This is a genomic window from Pantoea sp. 1.19 (assembly GCF_001922585.1).
Classification (GTDB): Bacteria; Pseudomonadota; Gammaproteobacteria; order Enterobacterales; family Enterobacteriaceae; genus 1-19.
Window position 1 is genome coordinate 68,892 of record NZ_MRBS01000001.1, and the last position, 23,597, is coordinate 92,488.

Annotated in this window: 19 protein-coding genes; 13 read left to right on the forward strand and 6 right to left on the reverse strand. The window is 61.4% G+C overall.

Annotated elements, in window-relative coordinates:
• Positions 1–84: 84 nt before the first annotated feature.
• Complete coding sequence (locus tag BS626_RS00390) at positions 85–3,747, reverse strand: AAA family ATPase (protein WP_075180433.1); 3,663 nt, start codon at positions 3,745–3,747, stop codon at positions 85–87.
• Positions 3,744–4,967 (reverse strand): exonuclease subunit SbcD, encoded by a 1,224-nt coding sequence (sbcD, locus tag BS626_RS00395; RefSeq protein WP_075180434.1) that lies wholly within the window; start codon positions 4,965–4,967, stop codon positions 3,744–3,746. Before sbcD ends, BS626_RS00390 begins: the two co-directional genes overlap by 4 nt.
• A gap of 175 nt (positions 4,968–5,142) precedes the next feature.
• On the opposite strand from sbcD, the gene phoB reads away from it, so the two are divergent.
• The 7 genes from phoB (at position 5,143) to proY (BS626_RS00430) (ending at position 14,081) form a co-directional block, all read left to right on the forward strand.
• Complete coding sequence (gene phoB / locus BS626_RS00400; RefSeq protein ID WP_075180435.1) at positions 5,143–5,832, forward strand: phosphate response regulator transcription factor PhoB; 690 nt, start codon at positions 5,143–5,145, stop codon at positions 5,830–5,832.
• 68 nt (positions 5,833–5,900) lie between these two features.
• On the forward strand, positions 5,901–7,220 hold the full coding sequence (gene phoR, locus BS626_RS00405; protein WP_075180436.1) for a phosphate regulon sensor histidine kinase PhoR: 1,320 nt from the start codon (positions 5,901–5,903) through the stop codon (positions 7,218–7,220).
• Between the two features lie 12 nt (positions 7,221–7,232).
• Positions 7,233–8,162 carry a PstS family phosphate ABC transporter substrate-binding protein gene (locus BS626_RS00410; RefSeq protein WP_075180437.1) on the forward strand — a complete coding sequence of 310 codons (930 nt, stop codon included), beginning with the start codon at positions 7,233–7,235 and terminating at the stop codon, positions 8,160–8,162.
• Between the two features lie 152 nt (positions 8,163–8,314).
• Positions 8,315–9,421 carry a cobalamin-independent methionine synthase II family protein gene (locus BS626_RS00415; protein WP_075180438.1) on the forward strand — a complete coding sequence of 369 codons (1,107 nt, stop codon included), beginning with the start codon at positions 8,315–8,317 and terminating at the stop codon, positions 9,419–9,421.
• A 399-nt stretch (positions 9,422–9,820) separates the two neighbouring features.
• Positions 9,821–11,140 (forward strand): branched-chain amino acid transport system II carrier protein, encoded by a 1,320-nt coding sequence (gene brnQ, locus BS626_RS00420; protein ID WP_075180439.1) that lies wholly within the window; start codon positions 9,821–9,823, stop codon positions 11,138–11,140.
• A 69-nt stretch (positions 11,141–11,209) separates the two neighbouring features.
• Positions 11,210–12,562 carry a proline-specific permease ProY gene (gene proY, locus BS626_RS00425; protein WP_075180440.1) on the forward strand — a complete coding sequence of 451 codons (1,353 nt, stop codon included), beginning with the start codon at positions 11,210–11,212 and terminating at the stop codon, positions 12,560–12,562.
• A 166-nt stretch (positions 12,563–12,728) separates the two neighbouring features.
• Complete coding sequence (gene proY, locus BS626_RS00430) at positions 12,729–14,081, forward strand: proline-specific permease ProY (protein WP_075181091.1); 1,353 nt, start codon at positions 12,729–12,731, stop codon at positions 14,079–14,081.
• Here proY (BS626_RS00430) and BS626_RS00435 read toward each other — a convergent pair.
• The 3 genes from BS626_RS00435 to BS626_RS00445 form a co-directional block, all read right to left on the reverse strand.
• Positions 14,043–15,311 (reverse strand): mechanosensitive ion channel family protein, encoded by a 1,269-nt coding sequence (locus tag BS626_RS00435; RefSeq protein WP_075180441.1) that lies wholly within the window; start codon positions 15,309–15,311, stop codon positions 14,043–14,045. The genes proY (BS626_RS00430) and BS626_RS00435 overlap by 39 nt on opposite strands.
• A 153-nt stretch (positions 15,312–15,464) precedes the next feature.
• Positions 15,465–16,067 (reverse strand): peroxiredoxin C, encoded by a 603-nt coding sequence (locus BS626_RS00440; protein ID WP_075180442.1) that lies wholly within the window; start codon positions 16,065–16,067, stop codon positions 15,465–15,467.
• Positions 16,068–16,281: 214 nt separating this feature from the next.
• On the reverse strand, positions 16,282–16,863 hold the full coding sequence (locus tag BS626_RS00445; RefSeq protein WP_075180443.1) for an ACP phosphodiesterase: 582 nt from the start codon (positions 16,861–16,863) through the stop codon (positions 16,282–16,284).
• An 86-nt stretch (positions 16,864–16,949) separates the two neighbouring features.
• On the opposite strand from BS626_RS00445, the gene queA reads away from it, so the two are divergent.
• Genes queA through secF form a run of 5 tightly spaced genes read left to right on the forward strand, consistent with a single transcriptional unit; the run spans position 16,950 to position 22,388 of the window.
• The gene (gene queA, locus BS626_RS00450) at positions 16,950–18,023 is read left to right on the forward strand and encodes a tRNA preQ1(34) S-adenosylmethionine ribosyltransferase-isomerase QueA (protein WP_075180444.1); all 1,074 of its coding nucleotides are present in this window, start codon (positions 16,950–16,952) and stop codon (positions 18,021–18,023) included.
• A gap of 30 nt (positions 18,024–18,053) precedes the next feature.
• Complete coding sequence (gene tgt / locus BS626_RS00455) at positions 18,054–19,178, forward strand: tRNA guanosine(34) transglycosylase Tgt (protein ID WP_075180445.1); 1,125 nt, start codon at positions 18,054–18,056, stop codon at positions 19,176–19,178.
• A 24-nt stretch (positions 19,179–19,202) separates the two neighbouring features.
• The gene (yajC, locus tag BS626_RS00460) at positions 19,203–19,535 is read left to right on the forward strand and encodes a preprotein translocase subunit YajC (RefSeq protein WP_075180446.1); all 333 of its coding nucleotides are present in this window, start codon (positions 19,203–19,205) and stop codon (positions 19,533–19,535) included.
• Positions 19,536–19,561: 26 nt separating this feature from the next.
• Complete coding sequence (secD, locus tag BS626_RS00465) at positions 19,562–21,409, forward strand: protein translocase subunit SecD (protein ID WP_075180447.1); 1,848 nt, start codon at positions 19,562–19,564, stop codon at positions 21,407–21,409.
• 10 nt (positions 21,410–21,419) lie between these two features.
• Positions 21,420–22,388, forward strand: a complete 969-nt coding sequence (gene secF, locus BS626_RS00470) for a protein translocase subunit SecF (RefSeq protein WP_075180448.1) — start codon at positions 21,420–21,422, stop codon at positions 22,386–22,388.
• Positions 22,389–22,444: 56 nt separating this feature from the next.
• On the opposite strand, the gene BS626_RS00475 is transcribed toward secF, so the two are convergent.
• Entirely contained in the window at positions 22,445–23,023 is a 579-nt protein-coding gene (locus BS626_RS00475) for a DUF3251 domain-containing protein (protein ID WP_075180449.1), read from the reverse strand.
• A gap of 123 nt (positions 23,024–23,146) precedes the next feature.
• Here BS626_RS00475 and nrdR point away from each other — a divergent pair, with 123 nt between their 5' ends.
• Entirely contained in the window at positions 23,147–23,596 is a 450-nt protein-coding gene (nrdR, locus tag BS626_RS00480) for a transcriptional regulator NrdR (protein WP_075180450.1), read from the forward strand.
• Position 23,597 lies beyond the last annotated feature (1 nt).

Sequence of the window (23,597 nt, forward strand, 5' to 3'; positions counted from 1 at the left end):
CCTTACGGGCGGTTGAGCGTGCGCGCATGATAGCGAATTGCGCCCGGGGTTGCACACGCCCGGACGCGGTTCTGCGCGTCGCTATCAGATCTCCAGCCGGCTAAAGCCGAGGCCATTTTGTTTGCGCACGCGGATTTGCACCGGCACGCGCTCTTTCAGCGCTTCCACGTGGCTGATGATACCGATGGTCTTGCCGCTGGCGTTTAGCGCATCCAGCGCATCCAGCGCCACGTCGAGCGTATCGGCGTCCAGCGTGCCGAAGCCTTCGTCGAGGAATAGCGAGTCGATCCGGGTTTTATCACTGACCAGCTCGGAGAGCGCCAGCGCCAGCGCCAGACTGACCAGAAAACTCTCACCGCCGGACAGGGTGCGGGTATCGCGCTGGCTGTCGGCCTGCCAGGTGTCGACAATCCGCAGCTCCAGCCCCTCCAGAGCGTCGCGCTGCAGCAGATAGCGGCCGTGCAGCCGCTGCAGCTGGGCGTTGGCGTGGTGAACCAGCTGCTGCAGCGTTAACCCCTGCGCAAATTTGCGAAACTTATCGCCGCTGGCGGAGCCAATCAGCTGGTTGAGTCGATCCCAGTCGGTTTGGGCGGCCTCGGCGGCGGCGATGTCCGTCAGCAAGCGCTGCTGCGCCGAGCGCTGGGCGGCGTCGCTGCTGAGCTGCTGCTGAAGGTGCCCCTGCTGCAGGCGGTTGTCGCGTCGCTGCTGCTCCAGCTCGTTCAGCCGGCTGGCCAGCGCGGCGGGATCGGCATCATTTTTCCCCGCCGCCTGTTGATGTACATCCAGCGCCTGGCGGGCGTGCTGCCAGCGCAGATTCTGCTGCTGTAACTGGTCGCGCCGCGTCTGCTCCGCCTGCTGCAGCGCGCGCAGGCGCGCGTCATCCAGCAATGCGGCCAGAAACGCGTCCCGGTCGGCAAACGGGCTGTGCGCCAGCGCCTGCTGAAAGGCGGCGGTGTCGTCGCTCAGGCGCTGCTCCAGCGCCTGGATCTGCGCGCTCAGCGACTGCTGCTGCCCCTGCAAGCGCGCCACGTCGGCGTCGGCCTGCTGGCCGCGCTGCTGCGCGTCCTGCAGCGCCGCTTCAGCCGCCTGCAGCTGCCGATCCCGTTCGGCCCGCTCCGCGCTGGCCTGACGATCGCCGAACAGTGCGCGGCGGCGGGCGCGCAGCGCGTCATGCTGCTGCTGCAGATGCTCACACTCGTGCTGCAGCTTCTCAGCCTGCAGCCGGCGCTCGTTCTGTGAGGCCTCCAGCGGGGCGATGGCCTGCAGCCGCTGCTGCTGTTCGGCGTTCAGCGTCTCCCGTACCTGACTCTGCTGCTGCCACTGCTGCCACATCGCCTGGCGCGCCGCCAGCCAGGCGTCGGCGTCGGCGCTGTCGGGGCGGGTGAGCGACAGGGGGACCAGTCCGGCGTCCAGTTCGCGGCGCTGCTCTGCAAGCTGCTGCTGCCGGGCCGCCTGCTCGCGCGCCGCGCTATCGGCCTGTTGCTGCGTTTGCTCATGGCGCTGACCGAGCAGCGCCTGCTGCTGCTGCAGAGCCTGCAGGGCCTGGCTGGCCTCCGCCAGCCGCGCGTGTTGCTGCTGGGCATGACGCTGGGCGGCCTCTCGCTCAGCCAGCTGCTGCCGCTGCTGGCTAATGCTGTGCTCCTGTTCGGCCAGCCATGCGGCGGTTTCGCAGAGCGCGCGGGTGTCCCAGGGGAGCGCCAGCGCGCTCTGCAGCGACTGCCAGCGGTCGGCCCACGCCTGGCGGCGAGTCTGCAGGGCGGTTAACGCCTGCCCGGTCTCCTGACGCTGCTGTTCAATAACCTGAAGCTGCCCCTTCAGGGTGGTGCCCTGTTCATACAGCTGCTGAAGCTCCTGGCGCAGACGTTCCAGACGCTGCTCCGGCTCATCCAGACTCAGCGCCTGATAGGCCTCAACCGCCGGATGTTCACAGGCGCCGCACAGCGGGCAGGGTTCGCCGGCGACCAGCTGCGCGCGGTGCGTCGCTAAATCAACGATGCGCCGCTCCAGCGTTAACCGCTGGTGCAGATCTTTTTCATGCTGCTGCTTTTCCTGATACTGCAGACGTACGGCGCTGAGCTGCGGCGTGAGCGCGTTCTGCTGCGCGGTGAGCCGCTGCAGGGTGTGCGTCAGTTCCTGCTGCTGCTGCTGCCCCTGTTCCAGCTGCGGCAGCAGCGCGGCCAGCTGCTGTCGCTGTGCTGCCAGGCGATCGGCCGCGGCCAGCTGCTGACGCAGGGTGGATTCATCGTGGCGGTCGTTGAGGCGCACCAGCTCCTGCGCTGCGGCATCGCAGTGCTGTTGGCACTCACTCACCTGCTGCGCCAGTGGCGCCTGCTGGCGGGCCAGCTCGGCCAGCTGCTGCGTCTGTCCGGCCAGCGTCTGTTGCAGAGCGGCCTGCTGACCGTCGCCGTGATGCAGGGCGCGCTCTTGCTCCGCCAGGTGGGTCAGGCTGATACGCCAGCTGGGTAGCAGGCTGCCCCAGTCGGCCACCGCCGCGTGCTGGTTGTGCCACTGCTGCAGCCCGGCCAGACGTTGCGCCGTCTGCTGCTGCATCTCTCGTTTTGCGGTAAGCGCTTGCTCACCTTCAGTGAGGGCCTGCTGCAGCGCCGCGTGTGACGACCGCAGCGCGCTAAGCTGCTGTTCCCACTGCGCCAGCTGCAGATCCAGCGGCTGGATCTGTTCAACCAGCAGCGTTTCCGTTTCGCGTTGCTGCTGGAGAGCCTGCAGCCGCGCCTGCTGCCGCTCGTCGATCAGGCGACACAGCGCTTCGCGTTCTGCGCGGGCCGCACTGAGCCGGGCTTCCTCCTGCTGACGACGCTGCGTCAGCTCTGCCAGCTCTTGCTGGCGCTGCTGCTGCTGCTGCCACAGCGGCTGCAGTGCCCGGGCGGGCTCGGCTTGCTGCAGCCGTTCGCGGTCGTCGGCCGCGTCCGCTTCGGCCTGCCTGGCGGCCGCCAGTGCCTGCTGTGCCGCCCGTTCTGCTTCGGTCAGCGCGGCGAACTGCTGCCGCCAGTGGCGCTGTTCCGCCAGCGTGCTAATCTGCTGAGTAAGTGCTTGCTCATCCGCGTCCAGCTGCTGCTGCCGGGTAATCAGCACATCGCGCGCCGCGTTATCCAGCAGCGCCATGCTGGCGGCCTGCGCCCGCTGCTGCGCCAGCGCCGCCTGCGCCTGCTTATGCTGTTCATAGACCGCCACCGACAGGCGGCTGTAGATATCGGTACCGGTGATCTGCTCCAGCAGTTCGGCGCGCTCGTTGGCGCGGGCGTTAAGGAAGGCGGCAAACTGGCCCTGCGACAGCATCATGGACTTGGTGAAGCGGCTGAAGTTGAGTCCGGTGATCGCCTCCATTCGCTCCAGCTTCTCTTTGACTTTGTCGGCCACGATGCGGTTGTCGTCGACCCGCGCCAGCTCAACGCGCGGTGGCTGCAGTTTACCGCTACCGCTGCCGCGCGCCCGGGTTTGGCTCCAGAAAGCGCGCCAGGCTTCGCCTTTAACTTCGAATTCTACTTCCGCATGGCAGTCGCCGCAGCCGCGGGTCATCAGCTCGTTGCTGCTTTGTGACAGGCCCCCGAGGCGCGGCGTCTCGTGATAGAGCGCCAGACAGATGGCGTCAAGCAGGGTCGTCTTACCCGCTCCGGTGGGGCCGGTAATGGCGAACAGGCCGCTGCCGGAGAAGGGCGCCTCGCGAAAGTCGATTTGCCACTCTCCGCGCAGGGCGTTGAGGTTCTTAAACCGTAAAGACAAAATTCTCACCGCGGAGGCTCCTCATCTATGGCGCTTAGCGTGGCGTTAAACAGCGCCTGCAGGCGCGCGCGCTGCGGGCCGTCCAGATCGCTCTCCTGGGCCAGGCGGCGGGCAAACACCTCCCCGACCTGCAGCTCCGCCAGCGTTTCGTTTGCCTCGCCGCGCAGGGCAACACCGCTTTGCTCGCGGCGGCGGCGCAGCAGGAGCACCTCGACCGGGCGGTCGGCGGTCATCGCTTCGATTCGCCGCTGTACATCGCTCAGCCAGGCGCTGGCGCTGACTTCAATATCCAGCCAGGTGGGCTGCCCCCCGGGATTGTCCGGCAGCGCCGCCAGCTGAGCCTCAACCTCCTCCAGCGAGCCGCTGAGCATCGCCATCGGCTGAAAGCAGGGAATGCTCAGGGTGTCGATCTGACCGATCTCTGGCCCCTCCATCGTCAGCAGTACCACACTTTTGGGCTTGCCGAGCTCATCAAAACTCAGCGGAATCGGCGACCCGCTATAGCGAATGCGCGGATTACCGGCCACCTGCTGCGCGCGATGAATATGGCCCAGTGCGATATAGTCCGCCGGTGGAAAGGCCTGGGCCGGAAAGGCATCCAGGGTACCTATATAGATGTCGCGCACCGCGTCACCCGGCGTCACGCCCAGCGCGGTCAGGTGGCCGGTAGCGATGATCGGTACCTCCAGTCCGGCGGCTTCGCGGCGCTCACAGGCGGTCTGCCAACAGCGCTGGTAGTGGTCACGAATCGCCGTCAGCAGATCGCGCTGCTTGTCGCGGCCGGACTGACCGGCCTGGCTGAACTGAATGTCGCGCGGTCGCAAAAAGGGGATGGCGCACAGCAGCGCGCCCGGCGTGCCGTCGCGCTGCGTCAGGGTGATGACCTGCCCGGTGACCGCTTCCGTCGCCGCGGCAATCACCCGGGTGTTCAGCTGCGCCAGCAGCTCGCGCGATTCGTTGAGGGTGGCGACCGAGTCGTGGTTGCCGGCGAGGATAACCAGCTGGCAGCCGGTGGCGTGCAGATCGACGACGAACTGGTTATACAGCTCGCGGGCGTAGCTTGGCGGCGACGCGGTATCAAAGATGTCACCGGCGACGATCAAGGCATCTACCTGATGCTGTTCGACGGCGGCAATCAGCCAGCGGAAAAAGGCGCGGTGCTCGGCGGCGCGGCTGCGGGTGTAAAAAAACTGGCCAAGGTGCCAGTCCGAGGTGTGAATGATGCGCATAGCTCTCCCGTCTGCGGTTCCCTGCTACCGGGGCAGTATAAAGACTTTTCCCGATGCCGGGGGGGATTTCCGACGCTTGCTCTGGCGATGGGTTTATCATAAAAGTGTCACAAAACTGACGCATAATGCCAGCGCACATCACTCGTGACCTGAGGTCACCCCTGCAGGAGTCAAAATGGCGAAGCGCATTTTGGTGGTTGAAGATGAAGCCCCCATCCGTGAAATGCTGTGTTACGTGCTGGAGCAGAACGATTATCAGCCGATAGAAGCCGGGGATTACGACAGCGCGGTGACCGCGCTGATCGAACCGTGGCCCGATCTGATTTTGCTCGACTGGATGCTGCCCGGCGGTTCCGGGATACAGTTTATCAGGCATCTGAAGCGGGAGGCGCTGACCCGCGATATTCCGGTGTTGATGCTGACGGCGCGCGGTGAAGAAGAGGATCGCGTCCGCGGGCTGGAGGTAGGAGCCGACGACTACATTACCAAGCCGTTTTCCCCCAAAGAGCTGGTGGCGCGCATTAAAGCCGTACTGCGTCGCATTTCGCCCATGGCGGTGGAAGAGGTGATAGAAATGCAGGGGCTGAAACTTGATCCCTCGTCGCACCGGGTGATGTCCGGCGAGACGCCGCTGGAGATGGGGCCGACCGAATATAAGCTGCTGCACTTTTTTATGACCCACCCCGAGCGCGTCTACAGCCGCGAACAGTTGCTCAATCACGTCTGGGGCACTAACGTGTATGTGGAAGACCGCACCGTGGACGTGCATATTCGTCGCCTGCGCAAAGCGCTGGAGGTGGCCGGACACGACCGCATGGTACAGACAGTTCGCGGGACCGGTTACCGCTTCTCCGCCCGTTTTTAATCTCGCCTGTCCGGGGATCAGCTACGCTTCCCCGGGCGGACGCCGATCCGTGCCGCAGGGAGTTTACCGTGCTGGAACGCCTCTCCTGGAAGAGACTGCTCACCGAATTACTGTTGGCCTGCCTGCCGGCGCTGCTGCTCGGGCTGATGGTCGGCGGGCTGCCGTGGTTTTTACTGCTATCCGTACTGGCGGTGCTGGGCTGGCACTGCTGGAATCTGCTGATCCTGTCGCACTGGCTGTGGGTCGACCGCGCCATGACGCCGCCGGCCGGCCGCGCCAGCTGGGAGCCGCTGTTTTACGGGCTGTACCAGATGCAGCTGCGCAACCGGCGCCGGCGGCGTGAGTTAAGCCATCTGATTAAACGCTTTCGCAGCGGCGCCGAGTCACTTCCCGATGCGGTGGTGTTGACCACCGAAGAGGGCACTATCTTCTGGTGTAACGGGCTCGCCCAGCAGCATCTTGGCCTGCGCTGGCCGGAAGACAACGGACAAAACATCCTTAATCTGCTGCGCTATCCGGAGTTCAGTCAGTGGTTGTCCCGCCGGGACTTCTCGCAGGCGCTGACTCTGGTGCTGAATAACCAGCGCCATCTGGAGTTCCGTATCATGCCCTACAGTGAGGGGCAGTGGCTGATGGTGGCCCGCGACGTCACCGATAAGCATCAGCTGGAGGGCGCGCGGCGTCACTTTTTTGCCAACGTCAGCCACGAGCTGCGCACGCCCCTGACCGTACTGCAGGGCTACCTCGAGATGATGCAGGATGACATGCCGGCCGGGCCGATGCGTGAAAAAGCGCTGGCGACGATGCGCGAACAGACCCGGCGAATGGATAGCCTGGTCGGGCAGCTACTGACCCTGTCGCGTATTGAAGCGGCGCCCGCGCTGGATCTGCATCAGACGGTGGATATGCCGATGATGCTGCGGGTGCTGCAGCGCGAGGCGGAGACCCTCAGCCAGGGACGCCACGTGCTGCAATTCGACTGCGATGCGCAGCTGAGGGTGTTGGGAAATGAGGAGCAGCTCCGCAGCGCCGTTTCCAATCTGGTGTACAACGCCGTGAACCATACGCCGGCGGGCACCCGGATTGTGGTGGGCTGGCAGCGCCAGCGCCAGGGGGCGGCCTTCAGCGTGGAGGATAACGGCCCGGGCATTGCGGCGGAGCATTTGCCGCGCCTGACCGAACGTTTTTATCGCGTTGATCGGGCGCGCTCGCGGCAGACCGGCGGCAGTGGACTGGGGCTGGCCATCGTGAAGCACGCGCTTGGCCACCACGGCGCGCGGCTGGAGATCGCCAGTGAGCCCGGCGTTGCCACGCGCTTTAGCTTCACGCTGCCCGCGCGCTTGCTCGTCGCCCCCATGCTGGCGGAGAATAAGCGCGGTGAACAATAACGGATCCCTGTGATGACAACATACCGATGGGGCCTGGCGCTCTGCCTGCTGACGCAGAGCGCCCTGGCCGCTGCGCCGCTGGTTGGCAACCTGACCAGCGTTGGTTCCGATACGCTGGGGAACCTGATGGCCCTGTGGGGCGACCGCTTTAACCGCCAGCAGCCGGGTGTCAATGTGCAGGTCCAGGCGGCGGGCTCCTCGACGGCGCCGGTGGCGCTGGCGGCGGGGTCCGCTCAGCTGGGCGCCATGAGCCGGCCGATGCAGGAGAGTGAGCGCCGGCTGTTTGTCGCCCGCTATGGCTATCCGCCGCTGGCGATACCGGTGGCCATGGACGCGCTGACGGTGGTGGTCAACCAGGATAATCCGCTGACCGCACTGACCACCGATCGGCTGGACGCACTGTTCTCAGTGACCCGCCGCTGCGGTGAGGGCGCCGCGCCGCGCGACTGGGGCGAACTGTTACCCAACCCCGCCTGGCAGCAGCGCAGCATTGTCCGCTACGGGCGTAACTCCGCTTCCGGTACCTGGGGCTATTTTAAACAACAGGCGCTCTGCGAGGGGGATTTTCGCCGCGATGTGGCGGAATTTCCCGGCTCGGCGGCGGTAGTGCAGGCGGTGGCGCGCGACGTCAATGGCATTGGCTATGCCAGCGCCGGCTTTGGCCATAGCGGCGTGCGGTTGCTGGCGATTGGCCGTCCGGGCGAGCCGCCGGTGCCGCCGGGCGAAGAAGCCATCCGCAGCGGTCGCTACCCCTTTTCCCGTCCGCTGTGGCTGTACGTGAATAAAGCGCCCGGTCAGCCGCTTCCGCCGCTGACCGCCGCGTTTGTTTCGCTGGTGCTGTCGGCGCAGGGGCAGGCGGACGTGCGCCGTGCGGGCTACCTGCCGCTCTCCGCGACGCAGCGCCGGGAAGCGCGGGCCGCCGCGGGGCTGGCGGAGGAGTGAATTTTTTTCATCGCCGCTGAGTATTCTTCGTTTGCCGTTGACCGGCGCTCGTGCGAACCTGTCAGTCAAGCATAGCCATCCAGATGGCTGAATAATGACAACCGGTGATGATGTCCGAACGAGACTGTCACCGCCCGTGCAGGAGCCACGCCATGCCACACCTTACCCCGCCGTTCCGCGCCGATACCGTGGGCAGTTTTTTACGGCCCGCCGCCATTAAGCAGGCGCGCGCCCGCTTTCAGGCCGGTGAAATTGACGCCGCGGCGCTGCGCGCCGTCGAAGATCGGGCGATTCGCGACCTGGTGGCGAAACAGCGCGCCTGTGGCCTGGCGGTGGTTACCGACGGCGAATTTCGTCGCGCCTGGTGGCATTTTGACTTTTTCGACGGGCTGCAGGGCGTTGAGCGCTATGAGGCAGAGCAGGGGATTCAGTTTAACGGCGTGCAGACGCGGGCGCAGTCGGTGCGGGTGGTAGGGAAGCTGGGCTTCGCCAACCATCCCATGCTGGCTGACTTTCGCTTCCTCGATGCGCTGCGCGGCGATGCGGTCGCCAAGATGACCATCCCCAGCCCGAGCGTGCTGCATTTTCGCGGGGGGCGCGGGGCGATCGATGCCAGTGTCTATCCGGATTTGAGTGCCTACTTTGACGATCTTGCTGCGACCTGGCGCGAGGCGATCCATGCCTTTTACGCCGCCGGCTGTCGCTATCTTCAGCTGGATGATACCGTCTGGGCGTATCTCTGTTCGGCGGATCAGTGCCGGCAGATGCGCGAGCGGGGTGACGATCCGCAGAAGCTGGCCGCCACCTATGCCCGGGTGCTGAATCAGGCGCTGGCGGATAAGCCGGCCGATATGACGATTGGGCTACACGTCTGCCGCGGTAATTTCCGCTCAACCTGGATTGCCGAAGGGGGCTACGAACCGGTCGCGGAAGTGCTGTTTGGCAGCGTGAACGTGGATGCGTTTTATCTCGAGTACGATAATGCGCGCTCGGGCGGCTTTGAGCCGCTGCGCTTTGTGCGCCCCGGTCATCAACAGGTCGTCCTGGGGCTGGTGACCACTAAAACCGGCGAGCTGGAGTCCGCGGAGAGCCTGCGCCAGCGGCTGGCCGAAGCGGCGCAGTATGTGCGCCCTGAACAGCTCTGCCTGAGCCCGCAGTGCGGTTTTGCCTCGACGGAGGAGGGCAACAGCCTGAGTGAAGACCAGCAGTGGCAGAAGATCCGCCGGGTGGTGGAGGTGGCGGAGGCCGTATGGCATTAAGGTGCCGCTGAGTGTCATCCTGTGTTTACGCGGGCGCTAACAGGCGCCCGCCGGGCAGATAATCCGCCCAATCCGGGCAAAATAGTCACCAGCAGATGACCCGCTGTACATATCATCGGGTACCATCCGGGGAATAAATAGTGATATACACTGGGTTTGTTGTTTTATTCACAATAAGCCACTGCTTTACCGATCCCGCCTTGCCTTTCGCCGCTATAAACGTTTTACTTACCCCCCTGTTGGGCACCCCGCGCGTACAGAATAATATCCGCTAATAATCGTGCTTTCGCTTCATTAACGTCGTGCTTTGCGGTTCTCTACGCGAGAGTGCGATAGCGACAGCCGCGGTTCAACAGATTCCACCACAACATCAGATATGACGGTCACCACGGTATTGCTATGAGTAAAAGTATGACCCCCCGCGACATTCTCGCGCTCGGATTTATGACCTTCGCCCTGTTTGTCGGCGCCGGTAACATTATTTTTCCCCCAATGGTTGGTATTCAGTCTGGTCAACACGTCTGGCTGGCGGCACTGGGCTTTTTGGTGACGGCCGTCGGTCTACCGGTGATCACCGTGATCGCCCTGGCCCGCGTCGGCGGCGGCGTGGATGCCCTGAGTTCGCCGATCGGCAAAGCCGCCGGGCTGGTGCTGGCAGCAGTCTGCTATCTGGCCGTGGGCCCGCTGTTTGCTACCCCGCGCACCGCAACAGTCTCCTTTGAAGTGGGGATTGCGCCGCTGACCGGCGACGGCGAGCTGCCGTTGTTTATTTACAGCCTGATCTATTTTTCGCTGGTGATGGTTATCTCACTGTATCCCGGCAAGCTGCTGGACACCGTTGGCCACTTCCTCGCACCGCTGAAAATTGTTGCGCTGGTGGTGCTCGGCGTGGCCGCCGTGCTGTGGCCGGCCGGGGGCTCAATTCCGGCCACCGAGGCGTATACGAAAGCGGCGTTCTCCACCGGTTTTGTCAACGGCTACCTGACGATGGATACGCTGGGCGCGCTGGTGTTTGGTATCGTCATTGTCAATGCCGCCCGCTCGCGCGGCATCGACAACCCCCGCCTGCTGACGCGCTATACCGTGCTCGCCGGCCTGATTGCCGGATTGGGCCTGACGCTGGTTTACCTGTCGCTGTTTAAACTGGGCGCCGGCAGCGGCACGCTGGTGGCGCAGAACGTTAACGGTGCCGCCATTCTGCACGCTTACGTGCAGCAGACCTTCGGCGGTATGGGCAGCGTCTTCCTCGCCGCGCTGATTTTTGTGGCCTGCATGGTGACCGCGGTAGGCCTGACCTGCGCCTGCGCGGAGTTTTTCGAGCAGTATCTGCCGTTTTCTTATCGCACGCTGGTATTGATTCTCGGCCTGTTCTCGATGCTGGTGTCTAACCTCGGACTGAGCCACCTGATTCAGTTCTCGATTCCGGTGCTGACGGCAATCTATCCGCCATGTATCGTGCTGGTACTGCTGAGTTTTACCCTGAAGTGGTGGCACCAGGCGGGACGTATTGTTGCGCCGACCATGTTGGTGAGCCTGATTTTTGGTATTATCGACGCGATCAAAACCACGCCGTTCGGTGAGGTGCTGCCGGCCTGGAGTCAGCATCTGCCGCTGGCTGACCAGGGGCTCTCCTGGCTGCCGCCGGTGCTGGTGATGCTGCTGCTGTTGGGGGTGATCGACCGCCTCGCCGGACGTCGTGACGTGGCGACGGAAAACTGATCGCGCGCAGTTAACTTTTTGACCACGGGCCCGCCCGTGGTTTTTTCATTTCACAGGTAAGATGTTGTTATGCAAGAAACCAATAAGCTCAAACGCGGATTGAGCACCCGGCACATCCGCTTTATGGCGCTGGGCTCGGCGATCGGCACCGGTCTGTTTTACGGCTCTGCCAATGCGATACAGATGGCCGGGCCGAGCGTGCTGCTGGCTTACATTATTGGCGGCGCCGTCGCCTACATCATTATGCGCGCGCTGGGGGAGATGTCCGTCAATAATCCGCAGGCCAGCTCCTTTTCCCGCTATGCGCAGGACTACCTGGGACCGATGGCCGGCTTTATTACCGGCTGGACCTACTGCTTTGAGATCCTGATTGTGGCTATTGCCGACGTGACCGCGTTCGGCATTTATATGGGCGTCTGGTTTCCCGAGGTGCCGCACTGGATCTGGGTGCTGAGCGTGGTGCTGATCATTGGCGCAATTAACCTGTTGAGCGTAAAAGTCTTTGGGGAAGTGGAGTTCTGGTTCTCTTTCTTTAAAGTCGCCACCATTATCATCATGATTGCCGCCGGCATTGGCATTATTGTCTGGGGCATCGGCAACGGCGGACAGCCTACCGGCATCCATAACCTGTGGACCAACGGCGGATTCTTTGCGCACGGCGTGGTGGGGATGCTGCTCTCGCTGCAAATGGTGATGTTTGCCTACGGCGGCATTGAAATTATCGGCATTACCGCCGGCGAGGCCGAGGATCCGGCGAAGTCAATTCCCCGTGCGATCAATTCGGTTCCGCTGCGTATTCTGGTTTTTTACGTCGGCACGCTGTTTGTGATCATGTCCATCTATCCGTGGAACCAGGTCGGTACCGCCGGTAGCCCGTTTGTGCTGACGTTCCAGCAGCTGGGCATCGCAGCGGCGGCCTCGATCCTGAACTTTGTGGTGATCACGGCCTCGCTGTCTGCGATTAACAGCGACGTGTTCGGCGTTGGCCGGATGCTGAACGGCATGGCGGAGCAGGGGCACGCGCCGCAAATGTTCCGCAAAATCAGCCGTCGCGGTATCCCGTGGGTTTCTGTGCTGGTGATGATGCTGGCGATGCTGGTGGCGGTGTACCTGAACTACCTGATGCCGGAAAAAGTGTTCCTGGTGATCGCTTCGCTGGCGACTTTTGCCACCGTCTGGGTCTGGATAATGATTCTGTTCTCGCAGATCGCTTTCCGCCGCTCGCTCAGCCGGGCAGATGCGGCGACGCTGCAGTTTGCGCTGCCGGGCGGCGCGGCGACCGCCTGGCTGGGGATCGTGTTCCTGATGTTTATCATCGGCCTGATTGGCTGGTTCCCGGATACCCGCATTTCGCTGTACGTGGGAGCCGGCTGGATAGTGCTGCTGCTGCTGGCCTGGTCGCTGATGAAAAAGCGAGCCTGATCACCGTTTTTCGGGCGGCATTGCCTGCCGCCCTGTGACCTTTCGCAAAGAAAACCGACTATTTCGATTAAGTCGTTTTAGCTGAAAGGTTACGCCCACTTTTTGCACCTGCTTTTTACCGCGTTTTCGGGTGGAGTCGTGGCTTCCTTTATCAATGGACATCACGATGACAGCGCGGCACTCCCTCTCTAAGGGCCTGAAAGGCCGACATATTCGATTTATGGCGTTGGGATCGGCGATCGGAACCGGGTTGTTTTACGGCTCCGCGGAGGCGATCAACATGGCGGGCCCCAGCGTGATTGTTGCCTATCTGATTGGCGGCGTCGCCGCGTGGATCATCATGCGCGCGCTGGGCGAGCTGGCGGTCAACGATCCGCAATCCGGTGCCTTCAGCCGCTATGCACATCACTATCTTGGCCCGCTGTATGGCTTTATGACCGGTTGGACCTGGTGCTTTGAAATTCTGATCGTGGCGATCGCCGATGTGACGGCGTTTGGTATTTACATGGGCGTCTGGTTTCCCGATGTACCGCAGTGGATCTGGGTGTTAAGCGTGGTGTTGCTGATTGGCGCCCTTAATCTGCTCAGCGTCAAGGTATTCGGTGAAATTGAGTTCTGGCTCTCACTGGTTAAAGTGATAACGATTTTGCTGATGATTGCGGTGGGGATAGGACTGATCGTCTGGGGAATAGGCAATGGGGGGCGGCCTACCGGCATTGCCAATCTCTGGCAGCACGGCGGCTTTTTCGCCCACGGTGTCATGGGGATGATCCTCTCTTTGCAGGTGGTGATGTTTGCCTATGGTGGCATCGAAATCATCGGCGTGACCGCCGGTGAGGCGCGCGATCCGGCGACAAGTATTCCGCAGGCTATTAACGCGGTGCCGCTGCGTATCTTGCTGTTTTATGCCGGTACGCTGTTCGTGATCATGGCCATCTACCCGTGGAATGCGGTGGGGCAGCAGGGGAGCCCCTTCGTCCTGACGTTTGAGCGCCTGGGGATTGCTTCAGCGGCCACGGTGCTCAATCTGGTGGTGATCAGCGCCTCGATATCCGCAGTCAACAGCGACGTGTTTGGCGTCGGGCGGATGCTACAAGCGATGGCCGACCAGGGCGATGCGCCGCGCGTTTTTCAGCGGCTGTCGTCGCGCGGTATTCCATGGGCCGCCACGCTGGCAATGGTCGTCGCGATGCTGCTGGCCGTGTTGCTTAACTGGATGATGCCCAAAAAAATCTTTCTGATTATCGCGTCGCTGGCCACGTTTGCCACGGTGTGGGTGTGGCTGATGATCTTGTTGGCGCACATCGCTTTTCGCCGCGAGCGGGGCAGGGAACGGCACCCGCCGACGGGCTATCCGCTGCCGGGCGGCATGCCGGTCGCGGCGCTCGGCGTGGTTTTTTTGCTGTTTATCCTCGCGCTGCTGGCGTGGTTCCCCGACACGCGCATTGCGCTGTATGTCGGGGGAGGATGGATTGCCTGGTTAGTGCTGGTCTGGCAGCGCTGGCGACGCTGCCGTTGACAGGTGACGCAGATCGTGACCGGTCGGCGTCTGGTGGACGCGCAGACCAAACGCCGGCAGCACGGCAAACACGTGGTCGAAGATGTCTGATTGGATACTTTCATACTCCAGCCAGACGGTGGTGTTGGTGAAAGCGTAAATTTCAATGGGCAGGCCATCCGGCGTCGGCGCCATCTGGCGAACCATCAGCGTCATGCCTTTATGAATGTGGGCGTGGCTGCGCAGATACCTCTCCAGCCAGGCGCGGAACGTACCGATGTTGGTCAGGTGACGCCCGTTCAGCGGCATCGACAGATCGCCCTGTACCTGATGGTTCCAGGCCAGCACCTCTTCATGTTTTTGCGTAATGTACGGTGCCAGCAGCTCCGCCTTTTGTAGCTCCTGCAACTGCCCGGCGGTCAAAAAGTGAATGCTGGTGACGTCGATATTCAGACTGCGTTTGATGCGGCGTCCGCCCGATTCGGACATCGCCCGCCAGTTTTTAAACGAGTCGGAAATCAGCGCGTAGGTCGGAATGGTCGTGATGGTGTTATCCCAGTTGCGCACTTTGACCGTGGTCAGGCCGATATCGATCACCGCGCCGTCGGCGCCGTACTTCGGCATTTCCAGCCAGTCGTTGATTTTCAGCATGTCGTTGGCCGAAAGCTGGATGCCGGCCACCAGACCGAGAATCGGATCTTTAAATACCAGCATCAGCACCGCGGTCATTGCCCCCAGCCCGCTGAACAGGTAGACCGGCGATTTGCCCATCAGCAGGGCGACAATCAAGATGGCACAAAAAATGGCGGCGATCAGCTTGATACCCTGAAAGATGCCGCGCAGCGGCAGCTGACTGGCGACGTTGCTGCGCCGCGCCAGCGCCAGCAGCACGTCGAGCAGGGCGAACAGCGTCAGCAGGATGAACAGCAGGGTCCATACCTGCGCGCACACGATCAGGACATCGCGTACCTGCTCGCGGCTGTGCAGCCAAATCTGGCACTGAATTTGAAACAGGATTCCCTGAAACAGAAATGCCAGGCGGTTAAACAGGCGGTGCTGCGTGAGCGCGCTCAGCCAGCCGCCCCCGCGTTTTTCACCGATTTTGCTCAGCATGGGCAGTACCAGCCGGTGCAATAGCAGGTGCACAATCAGTGAAATGAACAGAATAATGACGACCACGGCGGCCACCGCCAGCGGGGCGGCGTAGTGAATTTGCCAGGCGCTTAGCCAGGCGGCGATCTGTTGTTGCACAACGACTCCTTGTGGATTAACGATTCCTGTGAGACAGGGTAGCGGGCTGACGACGCGGCGCAACCCCCTTTGCGGTTTACCGGGAGAGATTGACGTTTTTTTTCACGGCAATAAAAAAGCCCGCCGAAGCGGGCTTGTCTCACCAGCGGTAGATTACAGCTTGGTGGCGTTTTCGGACAGGTACTTCGCCACGCCCGCCGGGGAAGCGCCCATCCCCTCTTTTCCTTTTTCCCACTGCGCCGGGCACACTTCGCCGTGCTCTTCGTGGAACTGCAGCGCATCAACCATGCGCAGCATTTCGTCAACGTTACGGCCCAGCGGCAGGTCGTTCACTACCTGGTGACGGACGACGCCGTTCTGGTCGATCAGGAAAGAGCCGCGCAGCGCGACGCCTGCATCCGGGTGCTCGATGCCGTACGCCTTCTGAATGTCACGTTTGACGTCAGCGACCATCGCGTATTTGACTTCGCCGATGCCGCCTTTGTCCACCGGGGTGTTACGCCAGGCGTTGTGCACGAACTCGGAGTCAAAGGAAACGCCAACCACTTCCACGCCGCGCTTCTGGAATTCGGCATAGCGCTTGTCAAAGGCGATCAGCTCTGACGGGCAGACGAAGGTGAAATCCATCGGCCAGAAGAACAGCACGGTCGGTTTGCCCGCGATGTGCTTTTTAAAGTTAAAGTTTTCAACGATTTCACCGTTTCCGAGCACGGCTGCGGCGGTAAAATCCGGTGCTTGACGAGTAACCAGGACCATGTTCACTCCTGTAAAAAAGCAAAGTAAGCAGAGATAACGGACCGCCAGACCCGCTGGCGTAACCGTTGCGAAATTGATGCCCTTCACCAATCGCTGTGATAGGTCAGGACTATTGATATCCATATTTCTACAGACAGCTTGTTACAATAACCCTTTTTCTAAAAAGGGCAAGGGGTAAAAGTAGCAAAGAGCAGGGGGTAAAAGTCGCAGGCGGCTACAGCGATCCGTTGCGGGCCCGCGCCATCAGCCGCGGATAGAATTGCCAGAATTGTGTTTCAAGCGCGTGATAGTGGGTGATGAAATCCTGCCAGGAGTCGCTGAGCGCTGCCAGCCGAGGCCGGCGACTGGCCATCCCGCTCAGCACCCGCTGCAGGTAGTCTGCTTCCGCGTAGCGCTCCATCCAGCGCTCCTCCCACAGGTAGCGATTAAGGTGCTGAAAGCGCGCCGGCGTGTCCGCCAGCGCCGGCGTAATTTCCGCCTGCGCCTCGGCGAGAAACTGCGCGAGCGGCCGGCCCGGAGAGAGTTGCGACCAGTGCAGGGAGAGAAAATGATCCCAGATAACATCAAGGGTAATTGGCGCTACGCGGCGCGTCTCATCGCGAAACCAGCCGCGCGCGGCGCGCACTTCGGGCAGGGCGTCGGTGAGGGCGTCTACGCGCCGGTGCAGGCTGATGCCGTCGGCAACCGCCTGCGGCCAGCTGCCGTAGGGATTTCCGCGAACGAAGTCGGCCATCAGGTTGCCCAGCAGCGAGCTGTTCGCCAGCGTGGCCAGGTGCAGGTGTGCAAGAAAGTTCATCGCGCTACTATACGCCATTCGTCCGCGGGACACAGCCCCGCTTTTCGAGTACACTATGCCGCCTGTTTTTCTCACTGTGACTGATCATGCGCGTTGCCGATTTCTCATTTGATTTACCTGAATCCCTGATCGCCCACTACCCGCAGCCCGAGCGCAGCGGCTGTCGCCTGTTGAGCCTCGATGGCCCGAGCGGCGAGCTGACCCACGGGGTGTTTACAGACCTGCTGGCCAGGCTGCAGCCGGGCGATCTGCTGGTGTTTAACAATACGCGGGTGATCCCGGCACGCCTGTATGGCCGCAAGGCCAGCGGCGGAAAAATCGAGGTGCTGGTCGAGCGGATGCTGGACGAGAAGCGCGTGCTGGCGCACGTGCGCGCCTCAAAGGCGCCGAAACCCGGCGCGGCCCTGCTGTTGGGCGATGATGAGAGCGTGAGCGCCACCATGGTGGCACGTCATGATGCGCTGTTTGAGCTGGCGTTTGAGGATCCGCGCCCGGTGCTGGATATCCTGAATGCTATTGGGCATATGCCGCTGCCGCCCTATATCGATCGCCCTGACGAAGAGGCTGACCGGGAGCTCTATCAGACCGTTTACGGCCAGCGCCCCGGCGCGGTCGCGGCCCCGACTGCCGGCCTGCACTTTGACGAGCCGCTGCTGGCGGCGCTGCGCGAGAAAGGCGTCGAGATAGCGTTTGTCACGCTGCACGTCGGTGCCGGCACCTTCCAGCCGGTGCGGGTGGAGAATATTGAAGACCACATTATGCACGCCGAGTACGCCGAGGTGCCGCAGGAGGTAGTCGACGCGGTGCTGGCCTGTAAAGCCCGCGGCAACCGGGTGATCGCGGTGGGCACCACTTCTGTGCGATCGCTGGAGAGCGCCGCAAACGCTGCGCAGGGGGCGCTGATTGCGCCGTTTTTTGACGATACCAGCATTTTTATTTTTCCTGGCTATCACTACCGGGTGGTGGACGCGCTGGTGACCAATTTTCACCTGCCGGAATCTACGCTGATCATGCTGGTGAGCGCCTTTGCGGGCTATCGTCAGGTGATGCATGCGTACCGGCAGGCGGTGGCGGAGCAGTACCGCTTTTTTAGCTACGGGGATGCGATGTTCATCACCCGTAACCCCGATGCGCCTGACCAGCCGGTTGGGCAATCATAAACGACAGACTGTTTCTCTGTTGAGGTAGACGTGAAATTTGAATTAGATACCACTGACGGTCGCGCGCGTCGCGGCCGGCTGATTTTTGATCGCGGCGTGGTCGAAACGCCGGCGTTTATGCCGGTGGGCACCTACGGCACCGTAAAGGGCATGACGCCGGAAGAGGTCAAAGAGACCGGCGCGCAGATCCTGCTGGGTAACACCTTCCACCTGTGGCTGCGCCCGGGTCAGGAGATCATGAAACTGCACGGCGATCTGCATGACTTTATGCACTGGTCCGGTCCGATCCTCACCGATTCCGGCGGTTTTCAGGTATTCAGCCTGGGCGATATTCGAAAAATCACCGAAGCGGGCGTGCATTTTCGTAATCCGATTAACGGCGATGCCATTTTCCTCGATCCGGAAAAATCGATGGAGATCCAGTACGATCTCGGTTCCGACGTGGTGATGATTTTTGATGAATGTACGCCGTACCCGGCGGACTGGGATTATGCTAAGCGCTCGATGGAGATGTCGCTGCGCTGGGCGAAGCGCAGCCGCGACCGCTTTGACAGCCTCGGCAATAAGAACGCCCTGTTTGGCATTATTCAGGGCGGCGTTTACGAAGATTTACGAGATGTGTCGGTCAAAGGTCTGGTAGAGATTGGCTTTGATGGGTACGCTGTGGGCGGCCTGGCGGTGGGTGAGCCGAAGGAAGACATGCACCGCATTCTGGAGCACGTCTGCCCGCAGATCCCGGCTGACAAACCCCGCTATCTGATGGGGGTCGGGAAACCGGAAGACCTGGTGGAAGGCGTACGCCGCGGCGTGGATATGTTTGACTGCGTGATGCCTACGCGCAATGCACGCAACGGCCACCTGTTCGTCACCGATGGCGTGGTGAAGATTCGCAACGCCAAATATAAAGATGATACCGCGCCTCTGGATGCGGAGTGTGATTGCTACACCTGTCGCAATTATACCCGCGCGTACTTGCATCATCTTGACCGCTGTAACGAAATACTGGGCGCGCGCCTGAATACCATTCATAACCTGCGCTACTATCAACGCCTTATGGCGGGTTTACGGCAGGCTATTGAAGAGGGTAAATTAGCGTCCTTTGTTACCGAGTTCTACCAACGGACGGGTAAGGCAGTTCCGCCATTAAACGTCTGATAATTAACAATAGAGGGAATATCAATGAGCTTTTTTATTTCTGACGCCGTGGCGGCCGCGGGCGCTCCATCTCAGGGAAGTCCGTACTCTCTGGTGATCATGCTGGTGGTGTTTGGCCTGATTTTCTATTTTATGATCCTGCGCCCGCAGCAGAAGCGTGCCAAAGATCATAAAAAACTGATGGACTCCATCTCCAAAGGTGATGAAGTGCTGACCAGCGGTGGCCTGGTCGGTCGCGTCAGCAAAGTGGCTGATACCGGTTATGTCACGCTCGCCCTGAATGACACCACTGAAGTGGTCATTAAGCGCGATTTCGTTGCCGCCGTACTGCCTAAAGGCACCATGAAGGCGCTGTAATATTCGACACCCCTAAGGGAACTGCCGTGTTAAACCGTTATCCTTTGTGGAAGTACATCATGCTGGTCGCCGTGATTCTGGTCGGCCTGCTCTATGCGCTTCCCAACCTGTATGGTGAGGATCCGGCTGTTCAGGTCACTGGCGCGCGCGGAAGCGCCGCCAGTGAGCAGACGCTGGTTCAGATCCAGGACGTACTGAAGAAAGAAAACATTCCGAGTAAATCACTGGCTCTGGAAGATGGGGCTATTCTGGCACGCTTTGCCGACACTGACGTGCAGCTGCGCGCCCGTGAGGCGATCCTGAGCGCGCTGGGTGAAAACTATGTGGTGGCCTTAAACCTGGCGCCGGCTACGCCGAACTGGCTGGCTCGCCTGCATGCTGAGCCGATGAAGCTGGGTCTTGACCTGCGCGGCGGTGTGCACTTCCTGATGGAAGTGGATATGGACACCGCGTTCAGCAAGCTGCAGGAGCAGAATATGGATACCCTGCGCAGCGAGCTGCGTGAAAAGGGCATTCCTTATACCACCGTCAGTAAGACGCCAAACTACGGAGTGGATATCCGCTTCCGCGATACGGCTGCCCGCAACGAGGCCGTCAATTACCTCACCCCGCGTCATCGCGATATGGTGATCACCAACAGCGGCAGCGATGCCCTGCGTGCGGTGATGACCGACGAACGGATGCGCGAAGCGCGTGAGTATGCTGTTCAGCAAAACATTACTATCCTGCGTAACCGTGTGAATCAACTTGGCGTGGCCGAACCGTTGGTGCAGCGTCAGGGCTCTGATCGCATCGTGGTTGAGCTGCCGGGCATTCAGGACACGGCGCGGGCGAAAGAAATTCTTGGTGCCACCGCCACGCTGGAGTTCCGCCTGGTGAATACCGCGGTCGATCCGACGGCGGCGGCCAGCGGCCGCGTCCCGGGGGATTCCGAAGTGAAGCCGACCCGCGACGGTCAACCGGTGGTGCTGTATAAGCGCGTGATTTTGACCGGTGACCACATTACCGATTCCACCTCCAGCATGGATGAGTATAACCAGCCGCAGGTGAACATTTCGCTGGATGGTGCGGGCGGCAACGCCATGTCGAACTTCACCAAGGACAACATCGGTAAGCCGATGGCGACGCTGTTTGTCGAGTACAAAGACAGCGGTAAGCGCGATGCCAACGGCCGTGCGGTGCTGCAGAAGCAGGAAGAGGTGATTAACGTCGCCAACATCCAGTCGCGTCTGGGCAATAGCTTCCGCATTACCGGCATCAACAACCCGAATGAAGCACGTCAGCTGTCGCTGCTGCTGCGAGCCGGTGCGCTGATCGCCCCGATTCAGATCGTAGAAGAGCGCACCATTGGGCCGACCATGGGGCAGCAGAACATCAATCAGGGCCTGGAAGCCTGCCTGTGGGGGCTGCTCGCCTCGATCATCTTCATGGTGGTGTTCTATAAGAAGTTTGGTCTGATTGCGACTTCGGCGCTGCTGGTGAACCTGGTGCTGATTGTGGGCATTATGTCGCTGTTGCCCGGCGCCACGCTGACCATGCCGGGGATTGCCGGTATCGTGCTGACGCTGGCGGTGGCGGTAGATGCCAACGTACTGATTAACGAGCGTATTAAAGAAGAGCTGAGAAACGGGCGCAGCGTGCAGCAGGCGATTCATGAGGGCTACAAAGGCGCCTTCTCCAGTATCGTCGATGCGAACGTCACCACCCTGATCAAGGTGATTATTCTCTACGCCGTGGGTACCGGATCGATTAAAGGTTTTGCCATTACCACCGCGATCGGTATCGGCACCTCCATGTTTACGGCGATTCTGGGGACGCGTGCCATCGTTAACCTGGTGTACGGCGGCAAACGCATCAACAAGCTGTCAATCTGAGGAGTGCGTTGTGGCACAGGAATACAACATTGAGCAGTTAAACCACGGGCGTAAAGTCGTCGACTTTATGCGCTGGGACAAGGTGGCCTTTATCATTTCCGGCCTGCTGCTTGTTGCCGCCATTGCCATCATGGGCGTGCGCGGCTTTAACTGGGGGCTGGATTTCACCGGCGGTACGGTCATCGAGATTAATCTGCAGAAACCGGCAAACCTCGATACGCTCCGTACTGCGCTGGAGACGTCCGGCTTTAAAGAGCCGCAGGTGCAAAACTTCGGCAGCAGCCGCGATATCATGGTGCGGATGGCACCGTCGGAAGGTCCGGCGGGTCAGGAGTTGGGCGGTAAGGTGGTCGCGGTGATTGATCAGGCGACCGGGCAGGATGCTACCGTAAAGCGCATTGAGTTTGTCGGCCCCAGCGTCGGTAGCGATCTGGCGCAGGCCGGTGCTATGGCGCTGTTGTCGGCGCTGATTGCCATTCTGATCTACATCGGCATTCGCTTCGAATGGCGTCTGGCGCTGGGTACTGTGCTGGCGCTGGCGCACGATGTGATCATCACGATGGGCATTCTGTCGCTGTTCCACATTGAGATCGACCTGACCATTATCGCCTCGCTGATGTCAGTGATTGGCTACTCGCTGAACGATAAGATTGTGGTCTCGGATCGTATCCGTGAGAACTTCCGCAAGATCCGCCGCGGTTCTTCCTACGACATTACCAACGTCTCGCTGACGCAGACCCTGAGTCGTACCATTATCACCTCGGTAACGACCATGGCGATGGTGGCCATTCTGCTGGTGTTTGGCGGAGCGCTGCTGCAGGGCTTCTCGCTGACCATGCTGATTGGCGTGGCGATCGGTACGGTATCCTCGATCTACGTCTCTTCGGCGCTGGCGCTGAAGCTGGGCATGAAGCGCGAGCATATGCTGCAGCAGAAAGTCGAGAAAGAGGGCGCCGATCAGCCCTCGATTCTGCCGTAAGCGCTTTCTGTGACGTATCACACGGCCACCCCTGGGTGGCCGTTTTTTTTGGCGATTTAGCGGGCTGGCGGCGCCGGCGCCGCGCTATTTACCTGCACATCATACAGTCGCACAAACCCCAGCTGTTCCGGAGTCATGCCGCTCAGGCGCAGCGGAACGGTGGTCTCCGCCCGGGCAATCAGCGATGCGGGCAGGGTTAAGGTCTGGCTCAGGGTCTCTGCCGCCAGCGGCTTGCCGGTAACGGGATCCAGGGGGCCCCAGTCGACCCGAGCGGTCATCGCCGGGAGCGTACCGCCCCGGGTGGCCGCCAGCCGCAGCGTGGCCCGGGTGCCGTTGGCCTCCATGGCCACCTGCTCCAGCGAGACGCGCAGTGGGCCGGCACGGCTCTCCAGCTCGACCGGCGCGCGGGCGGCGGGCACCAGCCAGGCACCGGCGCTGGCGTGCTGGTTAAGCAGCGTTTGCCGCTCAAGCGCGCTGGCCTGGCGGGTGAGCTGGCGCATGTGCTGATTGAGTTTCACCACTTCGCGATGCAGCGTGCGGACCTCCTGCTGCTGGCGGGGTGGGGTGGAGGCACAGCCTGCCAGTACCAGCGTCGCGGTGAACAGCGTCAGCATTCGGATGGAAGGGAAAGTCATATCGCGCTCCTTATCCGGTGGGGATGCTGTTAAGCATAGTGCCTTTCGCCGCGGCTGGCATTCAGTTGTCCGGCCTGCCAGGTTACACTGTTGCCTTTAACCGTTAAGAGTCAGGATCTGGTCATGCATTGCCCGTTCTGTTCCGCCGTTGATACCAAAGTTATCGACTCTCGCCTGGTGGGGGAGGGGGCCTCTGTTCGCCGCCGCCGCCAGTGTCTGCTCTGCCACGAGCGCTTTACCACCTTTGAGGTGGCCGAACTGGTGATGCCGCGAGTGGTAAAAAGCAACGATGTGCGCGAACCCTTTAACGAGGACAAGCTGGCCGGTGGCCTGATGAAAGCGCTGGAGAAACGGCCGGTGAACTCGGATGACGTGGCGAATGCGGTGAATCACATTAAATCGCAGCTGCGCGCCACCGGCGAGCGGGAAGTCCCGAGTAAGCTGATTGGCAATCTGGTGATGGACGCGCTGAAAAAGCTGGATAAGGTCGCCTATATCCGCTTCGCCTCGGTGTATCGCAGCTTTGAAGACGTGCGCGAATTTGGTGAAGAGATCGCCCGCCTGGAGGATTAAT

Coding starts and splice junctions, on each gene's coding strand:
- sbcD (WP_075180434.1), bottom strand. CDS start 4,967: ATGCGCATCATTCACACCTCGGACTGGCACCTTGGCCAGTTTTTTTAC.
- phoB (WP_075180435.1), top strand. CDS start 5,143: ATGGCGAAGCGCATTTTGGTGGTTGAAGATGAAGCCCCCATCCGTGAA.
- BS626_RS00410 (WP_075180437.1), top strand. CDS start 7,233: ATGACAACATACCGATGGGGCCTGGCGCTCTGCCTGCTGACGCAGAGC.
- BS626_RS00415 (WP_075180438.1), top strand. CDS start 8,315: ATGCCACACCTTACCCCGCCGTTCCGCGCCGATACCGTGGGCAGTTTT.
- brnQ (WP_075180439.1), top strand. CDS start 9,821: ATGAGTAAAAGTATGACCCCCCGCGACATTCTCGCGCTCGGATTTATG.
- proY (WP_075180440.1), top strand. CDS start 11,210: ATGCAAGAAACCAATAAGCTCAAACGCGGATTGAGCACCCGGCACATC.
- proY (WP_075181091.1), top strand. CDS start 12,729: ATGACAGCGCGGCACTCCCTCTCTAAGGGCCTGAAAGGCCGACATATT.
- BS626_RS00440 (WP_075180442.1), bottom strand. CDS start 16,067: ATGGTCCTGGTTACTCGTCAAGCACCGGATTTTACCGCCGCAGCCGTG.
- BS626_RS00445 (WP_075180443.1), bottom strand. CDS start 16,863: ATGAACTTTCTTGCACACCTGCACCTGGCCACGCTGGCGAACAGCTCG.
- queA (WP_075180444.1), top strand. CDS start 16,950: ATGCGCGTTGCCGATTTCTCATTTGATTTACCTGAATCCCTGATCGCC.
- yajC (WP_075180446.1), top strand. CDS start 19,203: ATGAGCTTTTTTATTTCTGACGCCGTGGCGGCCGCGGGCGCTCCATCT.
- BS626_RS00475 (WP_075180449.1), bottom strand. CDS start 23,023: ATGACTTTCCCTTCCATCCGAATGCTGACGCTGTTCACCGCGACGCTG.
- nrdR (WP_075180450.1), top strand. CDS start 23,147: ATGCATTGCCCGTTCTGTTCCGCCGTTGATACCAAAGTTATCGACTCT.